Raw genomic sequence first — 19,879 nt, 5'->3', positions numbered from 1 at the left:
AATATGATAGAAATTAAAAAACCAGCAGAAATAGAAAAATTAAGAGTAGCTAATAAAATGGTTGCAAAAACGCTAGATTATCTTGAAACTTTAATAAAACCAGGAATTTCTTTAAAAGAATTAGATAAAGCTGCAGAAGATTATATCTTAAGTCTTGGTGCAAAACCAGCTTTTAAAGGGCTTTATGGTTTTCCAGGTGCAATTTGTGTTAGTCTTAATGAAACTTGCATTCATGGAATTCCTGATGATAGAGTTTTAAAAGAAGGCGATATTGTAAGTTGCGATGTTGGAACTTTCATAGATGGATATTATGGAGACGCTGCTAGGACTTATGGTGTTGGCAAAATCTCTAAAAAAGATGAAGAATTAATTGCTTGTAGCAAGGATTGTTTGCTAAATGCAATAAGTAATATTAAAGATGGTATGAGATTTAAAGAGCTTAGCAAGATTTTAGAAGACTTTATTCGCTCTCGTGGTTTTGTTCCACTAGAAGGGTTTTGCGGACACGGCATTGGTAGAAAACCACACGCAGAGCCTGAAATACCAAACTATCTACACCCAAATGATAGTATTAAAAATGGTCCAAAGATTAAAAATGGAATGGTATTTTGTATAGAGCCTATGATTTGTCAAAAAGATGGAAGACCTAAAAATCTAAAAGGTATGTGGGAAACTGCTTCAGCAGATGGGTTAAATACTGCTCATTATGAACACTGCGTAGCTATTGTAAATGGAAGAGCTGAGATTTTATCAATTAATGAGTAATTTATGGATGCGAAAATAATTAAATCTAAATTAGATTTTAGCAGTGTTTTGTATTTTGTATTTATTTATTTGATTATTGCAATAACACAAGGAGCTTTTAAAGCAGGCTTTGTTTATTTAAGCATATTTTTCTCAATTTTGCTTGTGATTTATATTTATGATATGCCTATAATTAAAGTGATTTTGTATAAAGATAGAATTGGAGTTAGATTTATATTTTTTACAAAATACATAAAACTAAGCGATATTAAAAGCTATAAAAGAAAAAAGAGATTTTTAAAAATCAAAACCAATGGCTTATTTTATTCAAATATAAAATTAAGAAATTTTCATAAAAATAGCCTTGATGAAATAGAAAAATATTTATAAAATTCAATTTTTTAAAAAATTATTGCAAGTAATAAATTTAAAATTATTAATTTATAATTGAAAAATAAATTTATATTTTATTAAAATATCAATTTAGTTATATGATTAAAAAGTTTTTATATTTAATATTAATATATTTAAAAAGATAATTAATTTAACATATTGTATTAAAACATTATATTTTTAAAATTAGTTTTTACCATTTTTAAATAATCTTTCTTAATTTTTATAAAATATTAAAATAAAAAAATAATAAAAAACAAAAGATAAATTTAAAATAATAATTTAATGTAATTTGTAGAAAATTAATTAAAAATTTTAATTAATTTTCTATTTTTAATATTTCTAATAAAGAATTTTCAATATTTTTTAGTTTATTTAAGCGAATATTAATAGCTTCTTTTTGTTTTTCACAAATTAAGCTAAGTTCGGTTAAATAATCATTAAAATGTTTATTCATTTGTTTTTTATTTATTAACAATTCTTCAAATTCATAGAATGAGCAATCCGTTAAAAGCCTGTTATAAATTTCATTTTCGCTAGGTAAATATAGTTTAAATTTAGTGTTGTCAAGCTCATAAAATTCACGACTAGCGTTAATCTTTTCATAAAAAAATGAAAGGCTTAATTTTGTAGCATTTTCATAATTATTTAAAGCCTTTGTATTTATTTTTTCATATAATAAATTTAATTTTAATTCATATTGAAAAAAGGCTTTTTGATAATCATTTATTATTAATTCATCAAGCGCTTTGTAAAAATCATCACATATTCCATAATATTCAGATTTTACTATTGTTAAATAATTTTTACCTAATTCTTTGGTTTTTAATAAATTTAAATTATTTATAAAATTATTCAAAGGCTGTTTGAAATTATCTTTAATATTTAAAAATAAATCATTTAGTTCTTTTTTTATTCTTAAAAATTCTTTGTTAATGATGTCTTTGTTATAAAAAATATTTAAAAACGTATCATCAGGGATTATTGTTTTGTATTTATATTCGTTTTTTTCGTAACAATCCTTATGCAATAATGTTTTTTTATTTGTAAAATAATTTGCATTTTTTTCTTTAAAATTATTTAAAAATTCTTGAGTTATATTTTTTGCTATAGTTTTTAATGCATTTAGTATTTTTTCATTAAAATCATCAAAAATTTCTTTATTGTTTATTTTTTTGATTATGTCGTTATATTCATCAATTCTTGCATTTAAAGTATTTAGTGCATCATAAATTTTTAAATTTATATAATTTAGTTGATATTTTATATTTTCTAAATTTTCTTTTATTATTTTTTCTTTTATTTCCGTTTTATTAAGGTCTTTGAGAAAATTGTAGAATGCTTCAATATTAGAATCATTATTATTTTCTACAGCTAATTTACACGAAATTAATTCTATTTTTGAAAAATATTTGCTAAAAACTTTATTTAAATAATTTTGCAATTTTTCTTGTTCTTGCTTATTTAATTTATCTTTTTGATTTACTAAACAAATGCTTGGAATATTTTTTTTGAATGATTTTATAGCCTTTTCTTCACTAAGTTTTCCAGCACTTTCAGCTAAACTTAGCCAAATTAGTGCATCAAAAGAATTAATTAAATTCTTAGAAAATTCCTCATCATTTTCATTAGCGTTTAAGCCTGGGGTGTCTATTAAGGTTATATTTTTTAAAATTTCATTATCAGTATATATGTGTATATTTTTTAGCCCATCAATATTTTCATTTTGGTCGTTTAAATTCTTACTATTAATAATTTTTAAACCTTCTTCATATTCTCCTAAAACAACATCTTTTTCACCATATTTAATATATGTAGCGACAACACTAACAGGTCTTGCACCAGTAGCTAATAGATTTTTTTTAAATAATAAATTTAGTAAAGAACTTTTCCCAGAGCTAAATTGTCCTATAACCCCAACTTGAATTGGTTGTAGATAATTAGTAATATTTTTATCCATAGTTTGTATCAATTCTTTACTCAACATAAATTTAGGATTTTCTAGCTTATTTTTAATATTTTTTAAGTGTCCTAAAAAATTATCATCATAACTAGGATTAAATTTTTTATTATATTCATCTATTACATTTTTAATCATCTAATGCCTTTTTTAATTGTGTTAATTGTTCAATAATTTTTGTATTTTTTTCTAAAATTAAACTAGCATCACTAATATTTTCAGGTATATGTGTTATTGTATACATGCTATTTAGCGTTGATTTTAAATAATCATCGGCTGTGTTTTTTTGTTTAATAAATTTAAAAATATCATAATTTAAATTCGTGTATATAGCATTTAATTTTTCTTGAATATCATTTTCTACTTTTGTTGATAAAATATTAAATGTATTTAATACCCTATCTAAATTATCATAGTTTTCTTGAAGTTTTTTATTATTAAATTCAAATACAATATCCGAATTGATTTCAATTTTTTTACAGATTTCATCAAAATCATTCATAAAATTATGTTTTAAGCTAGAATAATTACCACTTAAACAATCTTTAAAGCCTTGCATTATTATGTTTTTTGCTTGTTCATTAGAATAATTTTTATTGTAATTTAATTCATCAAATATTTTATTTGCTTGTATTTTTGCTAAAAATTTTAGCTCGTGTTCTTGCAATTCATATTTTTTATTTTCATATTCTTTTAACAATTCAAAATTTAAAATTTTTCTTTCATTTTGCAATCTAGCTTTTTCTTTTAATTCATCTATTTTTTGTTTGTAGTTATTATCATCAAGTTTAAGAGAATTATTTATATTTTCTAAATTTAAAATTTCGTTTGAGATAATATTTTTAATTTTTTCTTTTATATTATTGGTAAATTCTTTTGTATTTGATGAGTTAAAAATATTTTCATTTAAAAACATTCTTAATGAGTTTATATTACCATTATTTTTATTATTTTGATATTCATTAGCACTAACGCTAAATAAATAAAAAGGAGTTGTTATGTTGTGTTTTAATAATTCATTTTTAAAGCGATTTTGCACATAATCTTTTAATTTAAATAATTCGCTTTGACTTACTAAATCACTTTTTGTAAGAACTAAAATTAGTTTCGTTGTTGGGTTGTTTTTCATAAAATTACATAAAAATTCTAAATCCTTAATGCTAAGTGCTTGTGTAGCACTCATTAAGTATAAAATACAGTTTGCTTTTTTAAGAAATTCTAAGCTTTTTTGTTCTCTACTGATTACTATATCATCAAGTCCTGGGGTATCTATAATGCTTATATTGTTTTTTAAATATTCATTATTTATGTTAATTTCTATATCTTTTACAAAAATACTCATATTAGAATTAGCACTTGTGTAGTTATAAAGGTCTTTAAGCTCTATGTTAATGCTTTCAAATTTTTTATAATCAATTTTAAAATATTCACTTAACTCCTCATTTAAACTAGCTTGAGATTTGATTGTATTAAATTCTTTTTCATCATAAAAATTTACTTTAACGCAAGGATTATTAGAATAATTTATTATGCTTAAATTAGCAGTTTCTGGTGCATTTGATACACCCAAAAAATTACTATCTAATAATGAATTTATTAAGCTTGATTTACCGGCATTAAATATCCCGCTAAAAGCTATTTTAAAATCTTTTGTTTCTAGCTGATTTTTAAATTCTTGCACTTGTTTTTTTAAGTCATCGGATAATAAATTATTTAACTCATTAAAAATTTCATTTAATTTATTTTTAGTTTTATCAAATTCATTATTAAATTTATTTGAGTTTGTCCCGTTTTGTTCTTTTAGATAATTAAATATTGTTTCATTTTTTACTATGTTTTTTAATTTTTCTAAATGAAATAATATCTCTTTAGGGTCTAAAAGATTATTTTTTATTGAATTTAATACCCCTATTTGTAATTTTTTTAATTCATAAAAATTATTTATTTGTAGATAGGTTGTATATGTTTTTAGACTTAATAATTCTTTGTAATTAGCTTCATTTGCTGTTAATACTAAAGCAGCAAATTCATTTGAAAATATATTTTTTTCGTAGTTATAATCAAGGTTACCTAGTAAATCTTTCCATAAATTTTGTAATAATTCTTGCAATATTATCCCTTTTTTAAAATATGACAAATATTATCTTTATAAGTTAAATATGATTTATTATTGTTTTTTTTGTCTTATATATTTTTAATTTAGTTACAATTTGTATCAATTTTTTGTATAAATTTATACTAAAGTTTTTGTGTTATAATCGGTTGTTTTAATAATATTTAAGGAGATTTTATGAAAAAACAAATATTTTTTTGTTTAGCATCTAGTATTTTATTTTTAGGTTGTAATCAAAATGCTACAAATACATATAAAAATGAAGTTTGTATTGTAAATGAGAATATTTTTTCAGGGGTTGAGCCAAATTGTAAAAATGGGCAAGTTTTTTATTTTCAGCCAAGTCAATTAATGAACAAACAAATTCCTATAGTAGTTTCTACATATTTTTGTGATTTTAAATTTCCTATAGTGCAAAATGAAGGTGGTGTAACTTGTGTTTATAAACGTAAATTTAATGTAGCAACTATACAGCAACCAGCACAAGTACAACAAAATAATAATCAACAAAATACTCAAACTGAGCAACCAACTCAGCAAAATAATACGCAAAAAACGAATAAATAAAAGACTACATTTGTAGTCTTTATTAAAATTATTATTTATTTTTAGAGGAAAAAATGAAAGCAAATGATAAAAGTTTAGATTTGATTAATGAAAATATAAAAAAATTAGAGCAAATTTTCCCTGAAGCAGTGAGTGATGGAATAATTAATTATGAAATTTTAAAATCTTTAATGGGGGGGGGGGATTACAGGTGATGAAAAATATGGATTAAATTGGTTTGGTAAGGAAAATGTATTAAATAGCTATTTTAAATCAACCACAAATACCTTAAGATACGATGAAAATAATTCAAATGAAAATTCAAATAATATTTATATAAAATCGGATAATTTAGAAGCTTTGAAATTACTTCAAAAATCTTATTTTGAAAAAATTAAAATAATTTATATTGACCCACCTTATAATACAGGCAAGGATTTTGTGTATAAAGATGATTTTAACGATACTTTAAAAGCTTACAAAGAGCAATTAAATAATATCACAACAAATACGAACACAGATGGTAGGTTTCATTCAAATTGGCTTAATATGATGTATCCAAGGCTAAAACTTGCAAAAAATTTACTCCGTGATGATGGTGTGATATTTATAAGTATTGATGATAATGAAGCAGCACAATTAAAACTATTATGTGATGAAATTTTTGGACAAAATAATTTTATATCTCAATTTGTTTGGCAAAAAAAATCAGGTGGTGGCCAAGCTAAGTATTTTTATGAAGGACACGAATATATTTTAATTTATGTTAAAAATAAAAATTTATTTGATGGTCTTTTTAAAAGTAAGGATAAGCCAGAAATTATCGATGATTTAATAAGAAAGGTGCATGGAAAATATACAAATCATCCAAAATTAGAACCACTTTTTGATAAATATGGTAGTAGGTTAATTAAACATAGAAATTTAATGTTTGAAGAATTAGATATTTTTTTAAATGAACAAATGATTACTAAAGAAAAATATAACGAAATATTAGAAAATATTAATAATAAAACATATTTTTTAAAACAATATAAGGATACAAATTTTAATCTTATTTGTGCTTATAATAATAGTGATGTTTCAAAAATGTATTCATTAATAAATGGGTATTGGACTTCTGATGGTAATGATGAAGTAGAGCAACTATTTAAAAAATTAGTTTTTGAAAATCCTAAACCTACAAGGCTTTTACTAGAGTTATTTTCTAAAAATCTTCAAAAAGACGATATTATTTTAGACTTTTTCAGTGGTTCGGCGACAACGGCACACGCTGTGATGCAACTAAATGCCGAAGATGGTGGAAACAGAAAATATATTTTAGTGCAAGTCCCAGAGCCTACTGATACTAAGAGCATAGCATATCAAAACGGATATAAAAATATTTGTGAAATAGGACTTGCAAGGATAAAAAAATCTAGTGAAAAAATCAAGCAAGATTATAAAGATGCTAGTTTTGATGATGGAGTTAAGGTTTTTTATTTAGATAGTTCAAATATTAGTGAATGGAGTGGAGAAAATATTACCCAAGAAAATTTATTTACTAGACTTGAAAAGATAAAACAAGATAGAAGTGAGCTTGATTTAGTTTATGAGTTTATTTTAAAGCAAGGATATTCTTTGACTTCTAAAATAGAATATAAATACAATAAATATTTTATAAAAGACTATGAAAAAACTATGATAATTTGCCTAAAAGAATGTGATATTGATGAGCTTTTAAAATATAAAGATTGTGAAATTATTATAAAAGACGATTTGCTTAATGACGATAAAAAATTAAATGCTTTAGAAAATTTAAATAACATAAGAACATTTTAGGAGTTTGTATGAAAATAGAGTTTAAAACCCTAAATTATCAAATAAAAGCAGTAAATAACATAGCAAGACTTTTTAAAGGGCAAAAATTAGAAAAATCATCATTTCATGAGATAGGTTGTACTGAAAATAAAAATATTTTAAATATATCAAATAAAGATATTTTAAATAATTTTAATGAAATAGCAAAACTTAATAATTTAGATGAAATTAATGAATTAAATGAGCTTAGTTTTGCTATTAGTATGGAAACAGGCACTGGAAAAACTTATGTGTATTTAAAAAGTATATATGAGTTAAATAAACTTTATGGATTTAGTAAATTTATAATAGTAGTTCCAAGTGTGGCTATCCGCGAGGGTGTCATTAAAACATTTGAAATTACGAAAGAACATTTTATAGAGCAATATACAGGGCTTATTTGCAAAAGTTTTGTTTATAATTCTAGTAATTTAAACGATGTAATGGATTTTAGTGAAAATAATTATTTGAGTGTAATGATAATAAATATTGATGCTTTTAATAAGGATAGCAATAAATTAAATCAAGAGTTAGAAGGTTATGGGAAAGTTATTGAAATAATTCGTAAAACAAATCCTATAATAATCCTAGATGAGCCACAAAATATGATGAGTGAAAATGCAAAAGATAGGATAAAATCATTAAATCCTATGGCTATTTTTAGATTTTCAGCAACGCATAAAGATAGTTCAAATTTAATTTTTAAACTTGATGCAAATGATGCCTTAGAGCAAAGATTAGTTAAAAAAGCAGAAGCTTTAAGCGTAGTGCAAGTGCATACCAGAAATGAAGCCTATATAAAGTTGATTAGTATTGATGAAAAATTTAATGCCAAAGTTGAACTTGACATTGGTAATAAAGGGAGTGTTATTAGAAAAGTTATTAAAATAAAACACGGCGATTTTTTAGATGATAAGACTAAATTAGCTATTTATAATGGTTTAAAAGTGGTTGAAATTGGAAGTGATTTTGTAGATTTTGCTAATTTTAAATTAAAAATTGGTGAAAGTAATATAAAAGATGATTTAGAGCTTTTACAAAGAGCACAAATTCATGCAACTATAAAAACACATTTAGAAAAGCAAGAAAAATTACTTCCATTGGGAGTAAAGGTAATATCTTTATTTTTTATAGATAAAGTAGCTAATTTTAGGGGAAATAATGCAAAATTTAAAAATATTTTTGAAGAAGAGTTTAAAAATCTTATAAAACAATATTCAAATTTAGAATATTTATATAATGGTAAATTTTACGATGGATATTTTTCAGTAGATAAGAAAGGTGTTGAAAAAGATACAAAAGGTAATACACAAGATGATAACGATACTTATACAAAAATTATGAAAGATAAAGAAAAATTACTAAGCCTTAACGAGCCACTTAGTTTTATTTTTTCGCACTCAGCTTTAAAAGAAGGCTGGGATAATCCAAATGTTTTTAATATTTGTACTTTGAATGATACAAAAAGCGAAATTAAAAAACATCAAGAAATAGGTAGAGGTTTAAGACTTGCTGTTAGAAATGATGGGAGAAGGCTTGATGGTGATTTGTATGAATATAATGTTTTAACCGTTATTGTCAATGAAAGTTATGAAGATTTTGTAAGTAGCTTTCAAAAAGAATATGAAGCATTAGGATATAGCAGAGTAAATGCACCAAAAAATGCATCAACTAAAAAAATTATTAAACTAAATGATAATTTTAAGAGTGCTGAATTTATAGAACTTTGGGATAAAATCAAACAAAAAACTAGGTATAAATTAAAGCTTAATGATAATTTTATTAGTGATTGTATAAAGGCGATTGATAATCTTCAAAATTTAGAAAAATCAAAAATTATAGTAAATAAGATAGATGTTAAAAATACAAATGAAGTTATAAATATAGGCGAAGTTAATAGGTTTATTATTGATAAAAGGTATGAAATTTTGCCAAATTTTATTGAAATTATTGCAAATAATACAAGTATAACCAAAAAGAGTGTAGCAAAAATTCTATCAAAAATAAATAAAAATATATTTGATAATATTTTTATTAATCCACAAGATTTTTGCGAAAAAATAAGTAATAAAATAAATGAAACAAAATCTATATCACTTATTGATGAATTAATATATGAAAAAATTGATGAGTTTTATGAATTGAGTAATTTTGAAGATGAATTTATTTGTTATGCTGATGAATTAAACAAAAGTTTAAAAGGTGTTTATGATGAGGTAATGCTTGATTCTAGTATTGAAAAGAAATTTTTAAATGATAGTAATACTCACGAACAAATAAAACTTTGCATAAAGCTTCCTAATTGGTTTAAAATAAATACCCCATTAGGTACCTATAATCCAGATTGGGCGATAGCTAAAGACAATAAGGTTTATTTTGTGGTAGAAACTAAAGGAAGTTTAAATCAAAACGAAAGAAGAAAAAATGAAAATGCAAAAATTGAATGTGGTAAAAAACATTTTAAGCTGTTGGGCGTGGAATATCAAGAAGCTATGAATTTAAATGATATTTTATGAAAATATAAGATTTTATATTATTTTTTAATTTTAGAATTTGAAATAATAAATTTCAAATTCTTTTATATTTTTTTACAATCCCAAACGCTCATAAATCTTATCAATATTTTTAAGATGATAATCAACTAAAAAAGCATTTTCAATCTCTTCGGTACTTAAGATTTCGCAAATTTCTTTGCTATTTTTTAATAATTCTTTAAACTGAAGCTTTTCGCTCCAAGCTTTTTTAGTTAGTCCTTGCACTAAATCATACGCCATCTCACGACTTAAACCCTTTTGAATGAGGGCTAAAAGCACTTGTTGAGAGAAGATTAATCCATAAGATTTATCTAAATTACTTTTCATATTTTCAGGATAAATCATTAGATTTTTTACAATAGAGCTAAATCTTTTTAGCATATAATCAAGCAAAATCGTTACATCAGGAAGCATAATTCGCTCTGCACTTGAGTGGCTAATATCACGCTCGTGCCATAGATTTATGTTTTCGTAAGCAGTTATTAAATACCCCCTAATCACACGGCTAAGACCACAAATATTCTCACTTCCTATTGGATTTTTCTTATGTGGCATTGCAGAGCTGCCTTTTTGATTTTCACTAAAATATTCAAGCATTTCTACGCATTCAGTTTTTGCAAGGTGTCTTATCTCTGTAGCAAATCTTTCCAAAGCACTTGCAATCAACGCACACACGCTTATATAATTTGCGTGCAAATCTCTAGGTAAAACTTGAGTGCTGATATTTGCTACATTTAATCCAAGCTCTTTACAAATATCAAGCTCTACTTCTAGTGGAACATTTGCATAAGTGCCTACTGCACCGCTAATTTTTCCTACTCTAATCTCTTCACTAGCGTTTATAAAACGCTCATAATTTCTTTTGATTTCTTCGTAAAAATAAGCAAACTTTAGCCCAGTGGTAGTAAGCTCTGCATGAACTCCGTGAGTTCTTCCTATTTGTGGAGTATATTTATAAAGATTTGCTTTTTCTTTTAAAATATCTAAAAGATTTTCTAAATTAGCTTTTATTATTTCATTTGCTTTTTTTAGTTGAATTGCTTGTGCAGTATCTACTACATCAGTGCTTGTTAGTCCATAATGAACCCATTTTCTCTCATCGCCTAAATTAAGTGATAATGCTCTTGTAAATGCTATTACATCGTGTTTGGTTTGCTCTTCTATTTCTTTTATTTTTGCTATATCAAATTTAGCATTTTTATATAGTTTTTCTAAATCTTCATTAGGAATTACACCTATTTTATTAAACGCCTTGCAAGTTGCAAGCTCAACTTCTAGCCAAGCATTAAATTTAGTTTCTTCACTCCAAATACTTGACATTTCAGGGTTTGAATATCTTGCAATCATTATAAAATACCTTTTAATAAAGATTTTACTGCATCTTTAGGCTTTTCATCACCATTTAATAAAGATTTTACTGCATCCTGTGGAGATTTTACTTCTTCATTTTGTTCTGTTTTATCTTTTTTATTTGTAAATTTATCAATTATTTTTAGTGTATTCTCAATAGTATTTTTAGCGTCCGGATTAAATTTAATTTTATCACTTGTGCCAGTAAATGTTCCTTTTATTTCATTGTTGTTAAATATAACATAAGCAGGGGCATTAATAGCTTTACTTATAGTATTGTAGGTTCCGTTACTAACTTCTAATTTAGCATTTTTAGCATTTAAATTTGCATTATAGTCTATTAAGTTTTTATTGATATTTACAACGGCCTTTCCATTATCAAATATTATTTTAGTAATGTCAGTGTTTAGTACTAAATTTAATAAATTTATTGATTGATGAGGTTTTAGATGACCTTCTCCTAGACTAGCATTTAAAACACCGTTAGCATTTTTTATATTATAGTTTAAGTCTCCGCTAATGTTTGCTCTATAAATATCCACAAAATCAAAAGATTTTGCAAGTTGCTCTAGCGCTACATTATTTAAATTAGCGTTAAATTTATCTCCATTTAGCTTAGCAGCTAATGAACCGCCAAAGAATTCTTTTGAGTTTAAAGTAAGATTTAATATCTTATCAAAAGTTAAATTCCCATCAACTTTTACATTTCCGCTCATATTTTTATTAAGTAAAGCATTAAAATTAGCTAGATTTGCACTCGCATCATAATTTGCGTTTGCTACGCCTTTTTTGTAATTACCATTTGCGTTAAAACTATCTACTAAATCAGTATTTAATTTAGCGTCAAAACTGATATTATCAGCACCATTTAGTTTAACATCAGCATTTGCTAATACTTTTGAATTTATATTTAAATCATAATTGCTTTTAAAATAACTAGGGATTGTTTTTCCACTAATATTTATATTTGTAGTTCCTATTAATTTTTTCAAATCACTTAAATTTGTATTGATATCAATATTTGCATCTATCATTTTATCTTGATTAATTAAGCTTAGAAGTGCTAACGAATTTAATCCTTTTAAATTAGCATTTAGGTCATTTTTACCCATTTTAATATCGGCATTTCCACCTAGTAAAAGTCCTTTAGCACTAGCATTTTCTAAACCATTTTTATCTAAATTTGCACTTGCATTAAGATTAATTATTTCTCCACCATTAAGTTTTACAAGTCCAGCATTAGCTTTTAAATCAGTATTAATTGATGTTGTACTTTTTACTAAATTGTGAGTGATTTTTAAACTTTTAGCATTTAAATTTTTACCATTTAATGCTGAAACTATATTTATAATATTATCTTTAAAAGTGATATTTGAATCTATTTTTAAATCACTATTAAGATTAGGATTAATGAAGGCTAATTCGCTAAGATATGCTACGATTTGTCCTTTTACTTCTTTTTTTGTTATGTTAATTGGTTCAAATTTACTAGCTAAATTGAAAATATTAGATTTTACATTGATATTCGGAGTAATCTCATTAGCTTTATAAGTATTTTTTGAATCAATTATAACCTTGCCAAATCTTGAAATATCAATGCCAAATTCTTTAGTTATGCTAGGTTTTAAATTAAGTTCAGAGTAAAGACTAATGTGGGCAGCTGCATCAAGTTTATCTTTATTAAATTCATCAACATTTGCATTTAGGTTGATAAATCCACTTGCATAATCAACATTTGCGATTTTGCTTAATTTTTCTACATCTAAATTATTAGCATTAAGGTTTAGCTTAGTTGGGAAATAATCTTTTATATTTGCATCAAGTGTAAGTGGGCTAGTAAAAATAACACCTTTTCCATCTATATTAAAATTATTAAATTTACCACTGATATTACCGGCTATGTTTAGCGGGTCATTGATTTTTAGAATTTCTAAATTTTTACCTTCTAGTAAGTATTTTAAGTCTAGATTTTGAGAAAATAACGAAAATCCACCATTAACACTAGCTTCTAGCATACCATTTACTAAAATTTTTAAATTAAGTTCAGAAAATTTTAATTTAAATTCTTCTATTTTTATTGATATATTTGAATTTTCATTCAGTTTTTTTTCAGCAATATTTTTAATAAAATCATTTCCAAATCCTGTAAATAATACACAATAAATTCCTATAAAAAGCACTATAAATAGGGCTAAAATAGAATAAATAACCTTTTTCATAATTAATTCCTTGTAAATAAATTCATAAAACTGCTTTAGTCTTTGAAACTAAACTTTTTTTAGTTTTTAACACTAAGATATTAATTTTATTAACCATTCTTAATTATAATTTAGCACTTAATAATTAAGAGTGACAAAAAAGTCAAGAAAGGAATAAAAATGAAATTCACTCCCCTAAACAAACGTGTATTAATAAAATGCGCTAATGAAACTAAAACTACAGCTTCTGGTATTATTATACCTGATAATGCTAAAGAAAAACCACAAAATGGTGAAGTTTTTGCAGTAGCTAGTGATATTAGTGATGTAAAAGTAGGCGATAAAGTAGTTTTCAGTAAATATTCAGGAACAGAAATTAAATTAGAAGATGGAACATATTTAGTATTAAATTATGAAGATATTTTAGGAATTTTATAAGGAGATTTAAATGGCAAAAGAAATTTTTTATTCAGACGAAGCTAGAAATAAATTATATGAAGGCGTTAAAAAATTAAATGACGCTGTAAAAGTTACTATGGGGCCTCGTGGTAGAAATGTATTAATTCAAAAAAGTTTTGGTGCTCCAACTATTACAAAAGATGGTGTTAGCGTTGCAAAAGAAGTTGAATTAAAAGACACTTTAGAAAATATGGGTGCAAGTTTAGTTCGTGAAGTTGCAAGTAAAACTGCTGATCAAGCAGGAGATGGAACTACAACTGCAACCGTTTTAGCTCACGCAATTTTTAAAGAAGGTTTAAGAAATATAACAGCTGGTGCAAATCCAATTGAAGTTAAGCGTGGTATGGATAAAGCTTGCGAAGCAATTATAGCTGAACTAAAAGCTTTAGCAAAACCAGTTGCAGGAAATAGAAAGCAAATCGCACAAGTTGCTACAATTTCAGCAAATAGCGATGAAAAAATCGGACAATTAATTGCTGATGCAATGGAAAAAGTAGGCAAAGATGGCGTTATCACAGTTGAAGAAGCAAAATCAATCAATGATGAATTAAGCGTTGTTGAAGGTATGCAATTTGATAGAGGTTATTTAAGTCCATATTTTATTACAAATACCGATAAAATGGTATGCGAATTAAGTAATCCTTTAGTTTTATTATATGATAAAAAAATCACAAATTTAAAAGATATTTTACCAATCCTAGAAGCTGCACAAAAAAATGGTCGCCCACTTTTATTAATAGCTGAAGATATTGAAGGCGAAGCATTAGCAACTTTAGTTGTAAATAAATTAAGAGGAATTTTAAATATAGCTGCAGTTAAAGCTCCTGGTTTTGGCGATAGAAGAAAAGCAATGCTTGAAGATATTGCAATCTTAACAGGTGGAACAGTAATTTGCGAAGAAATGGGAAGAACACTTGAGAGTGCTGGTGCTGAGGATTTAGGAAGTGCTAGTTCAATCGTAATTGATAAAGATAATACTACAATAGTAAATGGTGCAGGTAGCAAAGACGCAATTAATGCAAGAATTAATCAAATCAAAGCTCAAATTGCTGAAACTACAAGCGATTATGATAGAGAAAAATTACAAGAGCGTTTAGCAAAATTAAGTGGTGGTGTTGCTGTTATTAAAGTTGGTGCTGCAACTGAAACTGAAATGAAAGAGAAAAAAGACAGAGTTGATGACGCACTAAGTGCAACTAAAGCTGCTGTTGAAGAAGGTATAGTAATTGGTGGTGGTGCTGCACTAATTCACGCTACAAATAGAATTAATATAAATTTAGAAGGCGATGAGTTAATCGGTGCAAATATCGTTCGCCGTGCAATCAAAGCTCCAATTCGCCAAATTGCAGAAAATGCAGGATTTGACGCTGGTGTGGTTGTTAATACAATTGAAACTTGCAAAGATGAAAACAAAGGATTTGATGCTGCAAGTGGTGAATATGTAGATATGTATGAAGAAGGAATAATTGACCCTGTTAAAGTTGAGCGCGTAGCATTACTTAATGCTGTAAGCGTTGCTTCAATGCTACTTACAACAGAAGCTACAATAAGCGATATTAAAGAAGACAAACCTGAAATGCCAATGGGTGGCGGTATGGGCGGAATGCCTGGTATGATGTAATCAAAGTAGCCTTAAAAGGCTACTTTTATATACTTTATTTTTAAAATTTAAAAATTCGTAATTCTTATTCGTATGTGATTATTATGTAAATAGTTTTTTTCAAAAAATTACAAAAGCAAAAAGCTTTTATAATCAAAACGATATGCTGTAAAATTATTATTTATAAATTAATAAAACATTTATAAAAATAATGAGATGAAATTTAAAAATATAATTATAAGTTGTATGATTTTAAAATATTATTAATTTAGTGATAAAACTAATATCAATAATATAAAATCAAATTATACTTGATAAAGTAAATTTTAATTGGATTTGTTATTTGAAATCGTGTTTTTAGGCATTTAGTGATATGATATTAAAAAAAATATCAAAGATATTTTTAATATCATAGTTTTAAAAATTATTGAAATTTTAGTAAAAATTAATATTAAATATGATTTTTAGGTTTAAATTTAAAAATTTGATGTATAACTAATAATAGCTCCATCACCTACACTGTTAATACTAATTTTTTTATCTACTAAAAAATAGCTAAAAGTTCCAGCTAATAAGGCTCCAGCAACGACATCGTGTGTGTAATGTTTTTTGGATTTAATTCTAGAGTATCCCACATAGCTAGCTAATATATATGGCACTATAGCTTGTTTTATTCCATATCTTTTATGTATAAAAGAAGCACTAGAAAACGATGCAGCTGTATGACCACTAGGAAAGGATATTTTATCAGAATTATCAGGTCTTTTTTCTCTTACAGTTCTTTTTAAAATTTCCACACTGGCTTGTGTAGCTATAAAAGTCATTAAAAAATTCTTACCTCCATCTATAAAATCATCATTATAAATTGTGATACCTAATGCGTAAATCGGCAATGCGATTTGTAATATATCTCCAGTTTTTTTAATATTATCAGCAAAAGCATTAGAACTAAAATTTAAAATAACAATTAATAAAAAATATATTATTTTCATATTACATCCTTAATTTTCTGTGCATTCTACCCCCCCCCTTTAAAACTAGCTTAATTATGTATATATTTATGTTATTTATATAAAATTAAAAAATTTATTTAAAAGGATTTTTTCATGAAAAATATATTTTTAATAAATGGTGCAAAGGCGTTTAGTAATTCTCAAGCAATTCTTAGCAAAAATTTACATGAACACGCTACAAAGATTTTAAAAGATAATGGTTTTAATGTATTTACTACAACTATTGATGATGGATACGATGTCAATGTTGAGGTAGAAAAATTCTTAAAAGCCGATATTGTTATATGGCAAATTCAGGGTTGGTGGTATGCTGCACCTTGGATTGTATATGAGTATATGGCAAAAGTTTTTGATGAAGGGGTGGATAAACTTTTTACTAGTGATGGTAGAAGTAGGAGCGATGTTAATAAAAAATATGGTTCAGGCGGTCTTTGTAAAGGTAAAAAATATATGCTTTCATGGACTTGGAATGCACCAAGGATTGCATTTGAAGACAAGGAACAATTTTATAAAGGCATAGGTGTTGATGGTATTAGTGTAGGACTTCATAAAACTCATGAATATTTAGGTTTTGATGCTTTAAAAACTTTTGCTTGTTATGATGTGCATAAAAATCCTAGTGATTTTTTAAAACAATATGAATCTCACTTATATAGCGAAATAATAAATAAATTTAAATAGTTTTTAGGCTTAAATAAGCCTAAAAATTTATTGATTTAATTCATATTTGTCTAGTAATTTTTGATATGTGCCATCAGTTTTTAATTCTTTTATAGCGTTATCAAATTTATTTTTTAATTCTAAATTACCTTTTTGGAATGCTATGCAAACGCCATCACCTTCAATTTTAGTTTTAGCAAAAACACTAAAATTAGGATAATTTTTCATATAGCCTTTTGCTACTGCACTTTCTAGTATAAATCCATCAATTTTTTTATTGAGAGTTGCTAAAATAAATACCATATGTTCGGCATTTAGATATGGTTTTACGCCTTTGATCTTTGAAATTTCATTGGCTTGTATAGTGCCTATTTGAGCACCGATTGTAGCACCTTTTTCTAAGTCTTGTAAAGAATTTATTTTGTCATTATCTTGTAATTTTACATAATAATTCATACTCTCAAAATAAGGTATGCTAAATTCAACATTTTTTTCTCTTTCAGGAGTTTTGTTCATACCAGATGCTATTATATCTATTTTACCAGCTTTTATAGCAGCTATTAAACCATCAAATTCCATAGATACAAATTCAACTTTTATATTTAATTTTTTAGCTATTTCATTAACTAAATCAACATCAAAGCCACTTATTTTACCATCTTTTATAAATTCAAATGGTGGATATCCAGGTGATAAACCAACTTTATAAACTTCATTTGCACTAAGACCTAACATTAATAACATAATAATAAATAATTTTTTCATAATAATCCTTTTTTTGTAAAAATAAATAAAATAAAACTAAAAACTAAAAATTTAAAAATAAATGAAATAAGAAAATAGAAGTGTGAAGTATTAACGCAGTTTTAAAATATTTATTTGTTTCATGTAACCTCCTTTTGATTTTGTGAATCCATATTATCATATTAATTAGAAAAATACATAAAAAAATTATATTTTTTTTAATTTATGTTACTTTTCGTAATAAAATTTATAAATATTATAAAATATCATATTGGATAAAATGTAAAAAATATGTTGTAAGTTTAAATTAAGCTAGGGGGGGGGGTATTATTTTTATAAATTTAATTAGGAGATGTTATGAAAAAATTAGCTTTATCGTTAATTTGTGCGAGTGCTTTTGCAAGCAATTTTGTTGGTTTTGGTTTTTATGGTTCTAGCGTGGATACTGATTCTGAATTTGATTTAAATAAGAAAAATCTTTATAGTTATGAAATTTATGCAAATAAATTTTATAACGAAGGCGAGAATAATTTTGTATATGACGTAAGATTAGGTTATTCACACTACAAAACTGATTATATACTTAAGGATATAGATTTTAATGGAAATTTTAAGGCAAAATTATTTAGTTTACAAGCTTTAGCTGGATACGGAATTACAGCAGGAAATGATGCTTCAGTTTCATTTTTAGGTGGTTTAGGATATGAAAAATTAAAATTAACTTTAGATGATGAATTTATGAAAATTTACAATCTTGCTATAAAAATAGAACCTAACTTAGCTTTTGATATGAAACCAAAATCAATGTTTTTAAAAGCTGGTGTTGCAGCTAGAAAACAATTTGAGAATAATTTTACAATGAGTGGTGGTGTATATTTTAAATACTTTACAAAAAAAGTAGATTTTACAAAACGCTTTTCGCCTGAAGTTGATTTAAGCCTTGGTTATACTTTTGCAAATAATATTTATGCTGGTGTAAAATTCGGCTATGAAAATACTTTAATTGGTAATGGTGGTAAAGCTGGTTTTGAACTAGGCTATAAATTTTAAAATTTACTCAAGCCTTTAAAAGGTTTGAGTAAAAAGTATTTTAGATTAACTTTTCATAAATTCCCTGAAATTTCTATTATTTTTGATTTTATTTAAATATATTATTTTGTTTAAGTGTTAATTAAGATTATTGATAGGTGAGAGTATATTTTTAAATTATATTATGAGATACTATAAAAAACTAAAAAGGCATAATTGTTGTTATTTATAATTTTTTATTGTTTATGTTGTGTTTGAGAGAATTGATTAGAAATTTAAAATAAAATCACTATTTTAAATCTTACTTTAGAGAAATTAAAATAGTGATTTTATAATATAGGGTTAAAACAAATAATTAAGCAATGAAAAAAGGTTATGCAAAACCCTATTAAATAAGCCTTAGATGTGTAAATGCCACTTATAAAAATAAGTATAAATAGCTCCTAGAATCGCTATTAAAAAATAAATTTCTAATATTTTGTTCTTCAATTTTTCCTTTACATTTTTGTATTGTAGTTTTGCTAAACATTGTTTTTGGTATTTTATTTTGTAAATCACGTATTTTTTTTGCGTATATTTTGGAAATGGTATTGTTGCTAAATTTAATTCTTCATCATTTAAATTATTCACAACTTCTTTTGCGGAGGCTTTGCATATTTTTTGCACTTGGTATCACATTGTTGTAGATATGGATACA

General features: G+C 25.1%; 17 protein-coding genes. 10 read left to right on the top strand and 7 right to left on the bottom strand.

The features are described from left to right. The first annotated feature begins 3 nt into the window (after nt 1–3). Both map and NY022_RS02510 read left to right on the top strand, forming a co-directional pair. Complete coding sequence (gene map / locus NY022_RS02515) at nt 4–765, top strand: type I methionyl aminopeptidase (protein ID WP_214116039.1); 762 nt, start codon at nt 4–6, stop codon at nt 763–765. Between the two features lie 3 nt (nt 766–768). Then, on the top strand, nt 769–1,134 hold the full coding sequence (locus tag NY022_RS02510; protein ID WP_267523418.1) for a hypothetical protein: 366 nt from the start codon (nt 769–771) through the stop codon (nt 1,132–1,134). Nucleotides 1,135–1,456: 322 nt separating this feature from the next. On the opposite strand, the gene NY022_RS02505 is transcribed toward NY022_RS02510, so the two are convergent. Both NY022_RS02505 and NY022_RS02500 read right to left on the bottom strand, forming a co-directional pair. Next, nucleotides 1,457–3,235: a dynamin family protein gene (locus tag NY022_RS02505; protein WP_267523417.1), complete on the bottom strand. Its 1,779-nt coding sequence runs from the start codon at nt 3,233–3,235 to the stop codon at nt 1,457–1,459. Further along, the gene (locus NY022_RS02500) at nt 3,228–5,207 is read right to left on the bottom strand and encodes a dynamin family protein (protein WP_267523416.1); all 1,980 of its coding nucleotides are present in this window, start codon (nt 5,205–5,207) and stop codon (nt 3,228–3,230) included. The genes NY022_RS02505 and NY022_RS02500 overlap by 8 nt, the downstream gene beginning before the upstream one ends. Before the next feature lie 180 nt (nt 5,208–5,387). Here NY022_RS02500 and NY022_RS02495 point away from each other — a divergent pair, with 180 nt between their 5' ends. The 4 genes from NY022_RS02495 to NY022_RS02480 all read left to right on the top strand — a co-directional run bounded on the left by NY022_RS02495 (nt 5,388) and on the right by NY022_RS02480 (nt 10,111). Next, nucleotides 5,388–5,777 (top strand): hypothetical protein, encoded by a 390-nt coding sequence (locus NY022_RS02495; protein ID WP_267523415.1) that lies wholly within the window; start codon nt 5,388–5,390, stop codon nt 5,775–5,777. Between the two features lie 53 nt (nt 5,778–5,830). Beyond that, nucleotides 5,831–5,971 carry a hypothetical protein gene (locus NY022_RS02490; protein ID WP_267523414.1) on the top strand — a complete coding sequence of 47 codons (141 nt, stop codon included), beginning with the start codon at nt 5,831–5,833 and terminating at the stop codon, nt 5,969–5,971. Nucleotides 5,972–6,116: 145 nt separating this feature from the next. After that, nucleotides 6,117–7,577, top strand: a complete 1,461-nt coding sequence (locus NY022_RS02485; protein WP_267523413.1) for a site-specific DNA-methyltransferase — start codon at nt 6,117–6,119, stop codon at nt 7,575–7,577. 8 nt (nt 7,578–7,585) lie between these two features. Beyond that, on the top strand, nt 7,586–10,111 hold the full coding sequence (locus NY022_RS02480) for a DEAD/DEAH box helicase family protein (protein WP_267523412.1): 2,526 nt from the start codon (nt 7,586–7,588) through the stop codon (nt 10,109–10,111). A 72-nt stretch (nt 10,112–10,183) separates the two neighbouring features. Here NY022_RS02480 and purB read toward each other — a convergent pair whose 3' ends face one another. Together purB and NY022_RS02470 are read right to left on the bottom strand one after the other, a co-directional pair. Beyond that, nucleotides 10,184–11,476 carry an adenylosuccinate lyase gene (purB, locus tag NY022_RS02475; RefSeq protein WP_267523411.1) on the bottom strand — a complete coding sequence of 431 codons (1,293 nt, stop codon included), beginning with the start codon at nt 11,474–11,476 and terminating at the stop codon, nt 10,184–10,186. Further along, nucleotides 11,476–13,698: a hypothetical protein gene (locus NY022_RS02470; RefSeq protein WP_267523410.1), complete on the bottom strand. Its 2,223-nt coding sequence runs from the start codon at nt 13,696–13,698 to the stop codon at nt 11,476–11,478. The genes purB and NY022_RS02470 overlap by 1 nt, the downstream gene beginning before the upstream one ends. A 159-nt stretch (nt 13,699–13,857) precedes the next feature. On the opposite strand from NY022_RS02470, the gene groES reads away from it, so the two are divergent. Both groES and groL read left to right on the top strand, forming a co-directional pair. Then, the gene (groES, locus tag NY022_RS02465) at nt 13,858–14,115 is read left to right on the top strand and encodes a co-chaperone GroES (protein ID WP_267523409.1); all 258 of its coding nucleotides are present in this window, start codon (nt 13,858–13,860) and stop codon (nt 14,113–14,115) included. A 10-nt stretch (nt 14,116–14,125) separates the two neighbouring features. After that, nucleotides 14,126–15,757 (top strand): chaperonin GroEL, encoded by a 1,632-nt coding sequence (groL, locus tag NY022_RS02460; RefSeq protein ID WP_267523408.1) that lies wholly within the window; start codon nt 14,126–14,128, stop codon nt 15,755–15,757. A 455-nt stretch (nt 15,758–16,212) separates the two neighbouring features. Here groL and NY022_RS02455 read toward each other — a convergent pair whose 3' ends face one another. After that, nucleotides 16,213–16,728 carry a phosphatase PAP2 family protein gene (locus NY022_RS02455; RefSeq protein ID WP_267523407.1) on the bottom strand — a complete coding sequence of 172 codons (516 nt, stop codon included), beginning with the start codon at nt 16,726–16,728 and terminating at the stop codon, nt 16,213–16,215. Nucleotides 16,729–16,842: 114 nt separating this feature from the next. Here NY022_RS02455 and NY022_RS02450 point away from each other — a divergent pair, with 114 nt between their 5' ends. After that, nucleotides 16,843–17,430 carry an NAD(P)H-dependent oxidoreductase gene (locus tag NY022_RS02450; RefSeq protein WP_267523406.1) on the top strand — a complete coding sequence of 196 codons (588 nt, stop codon included), beginning with the start codon at nt 16,843–16,845 and terminating at the stop codon, nt 17,428–17,430. Nucleotides 17,431–17,457: 27 nt separating this feature from the next. Here the strand turns inward: NY022_RS02450 and NY022_RS02445 are convergent, their stop codons facing one another. Continuing rightward, a complete protein-coding gene (locus tag NY022_RS02445; RefSeq protein ID WP_267523405.1) occupies nt 17,458–18,174 on the bottom strand; it encodes a transporter substrate-binding domain-containing protein in 717 nt (238 codons plus the stop codon). Nucleotides 18,175–18,510: 336 nt separating this feature from the next. Here NY022_RS02445 and NY022_RS02440 point away from each other — a divergent pair, with 336 nt between their 5' ends. Then, nucleotides 18,511–19,203 (top strand): hypothetical protein, encoded by a 693-nt coding sequence (locus tag NY022_RS02440; protein WP_267523404.1) that lies wholly within the window; start codon nt 18,511–18,513, stop codon nt 19,201–19,203. 378 nt (nt 19,204–19,581) lie between these two features. Here the strand turns inward: NY022_RS02440 and NY022_RS02435 are convergent, their stop codons facing one another. After that, nucleotides 19,582–19,848 (bottom strand): hypothetical protein, encoded by a 267-nt coding sequence (locus NY022_RS02435; RefSeq protein WP_267523403.1) that lies wholly within the window; start codon nt 19,846–19,848, stop codon nt 19,582–19,584. Nucleotides 19,849–19,879: the final 31 nt, after the last annotated feature.

The sequence above is a fragment of the Campylobacter sp. MG1 genome (assembly GCF_026616895.1).
Lineage (GTDB): Bacteria > Campylobacterota > Campylobacteria > Campylobacterales > Campylobacteraceae > Campylobacter_E.
Note: the sequence above shows the minus strand (reverse complement) of the source record. Positions and strands in the feature narration are given on the sequence as shown.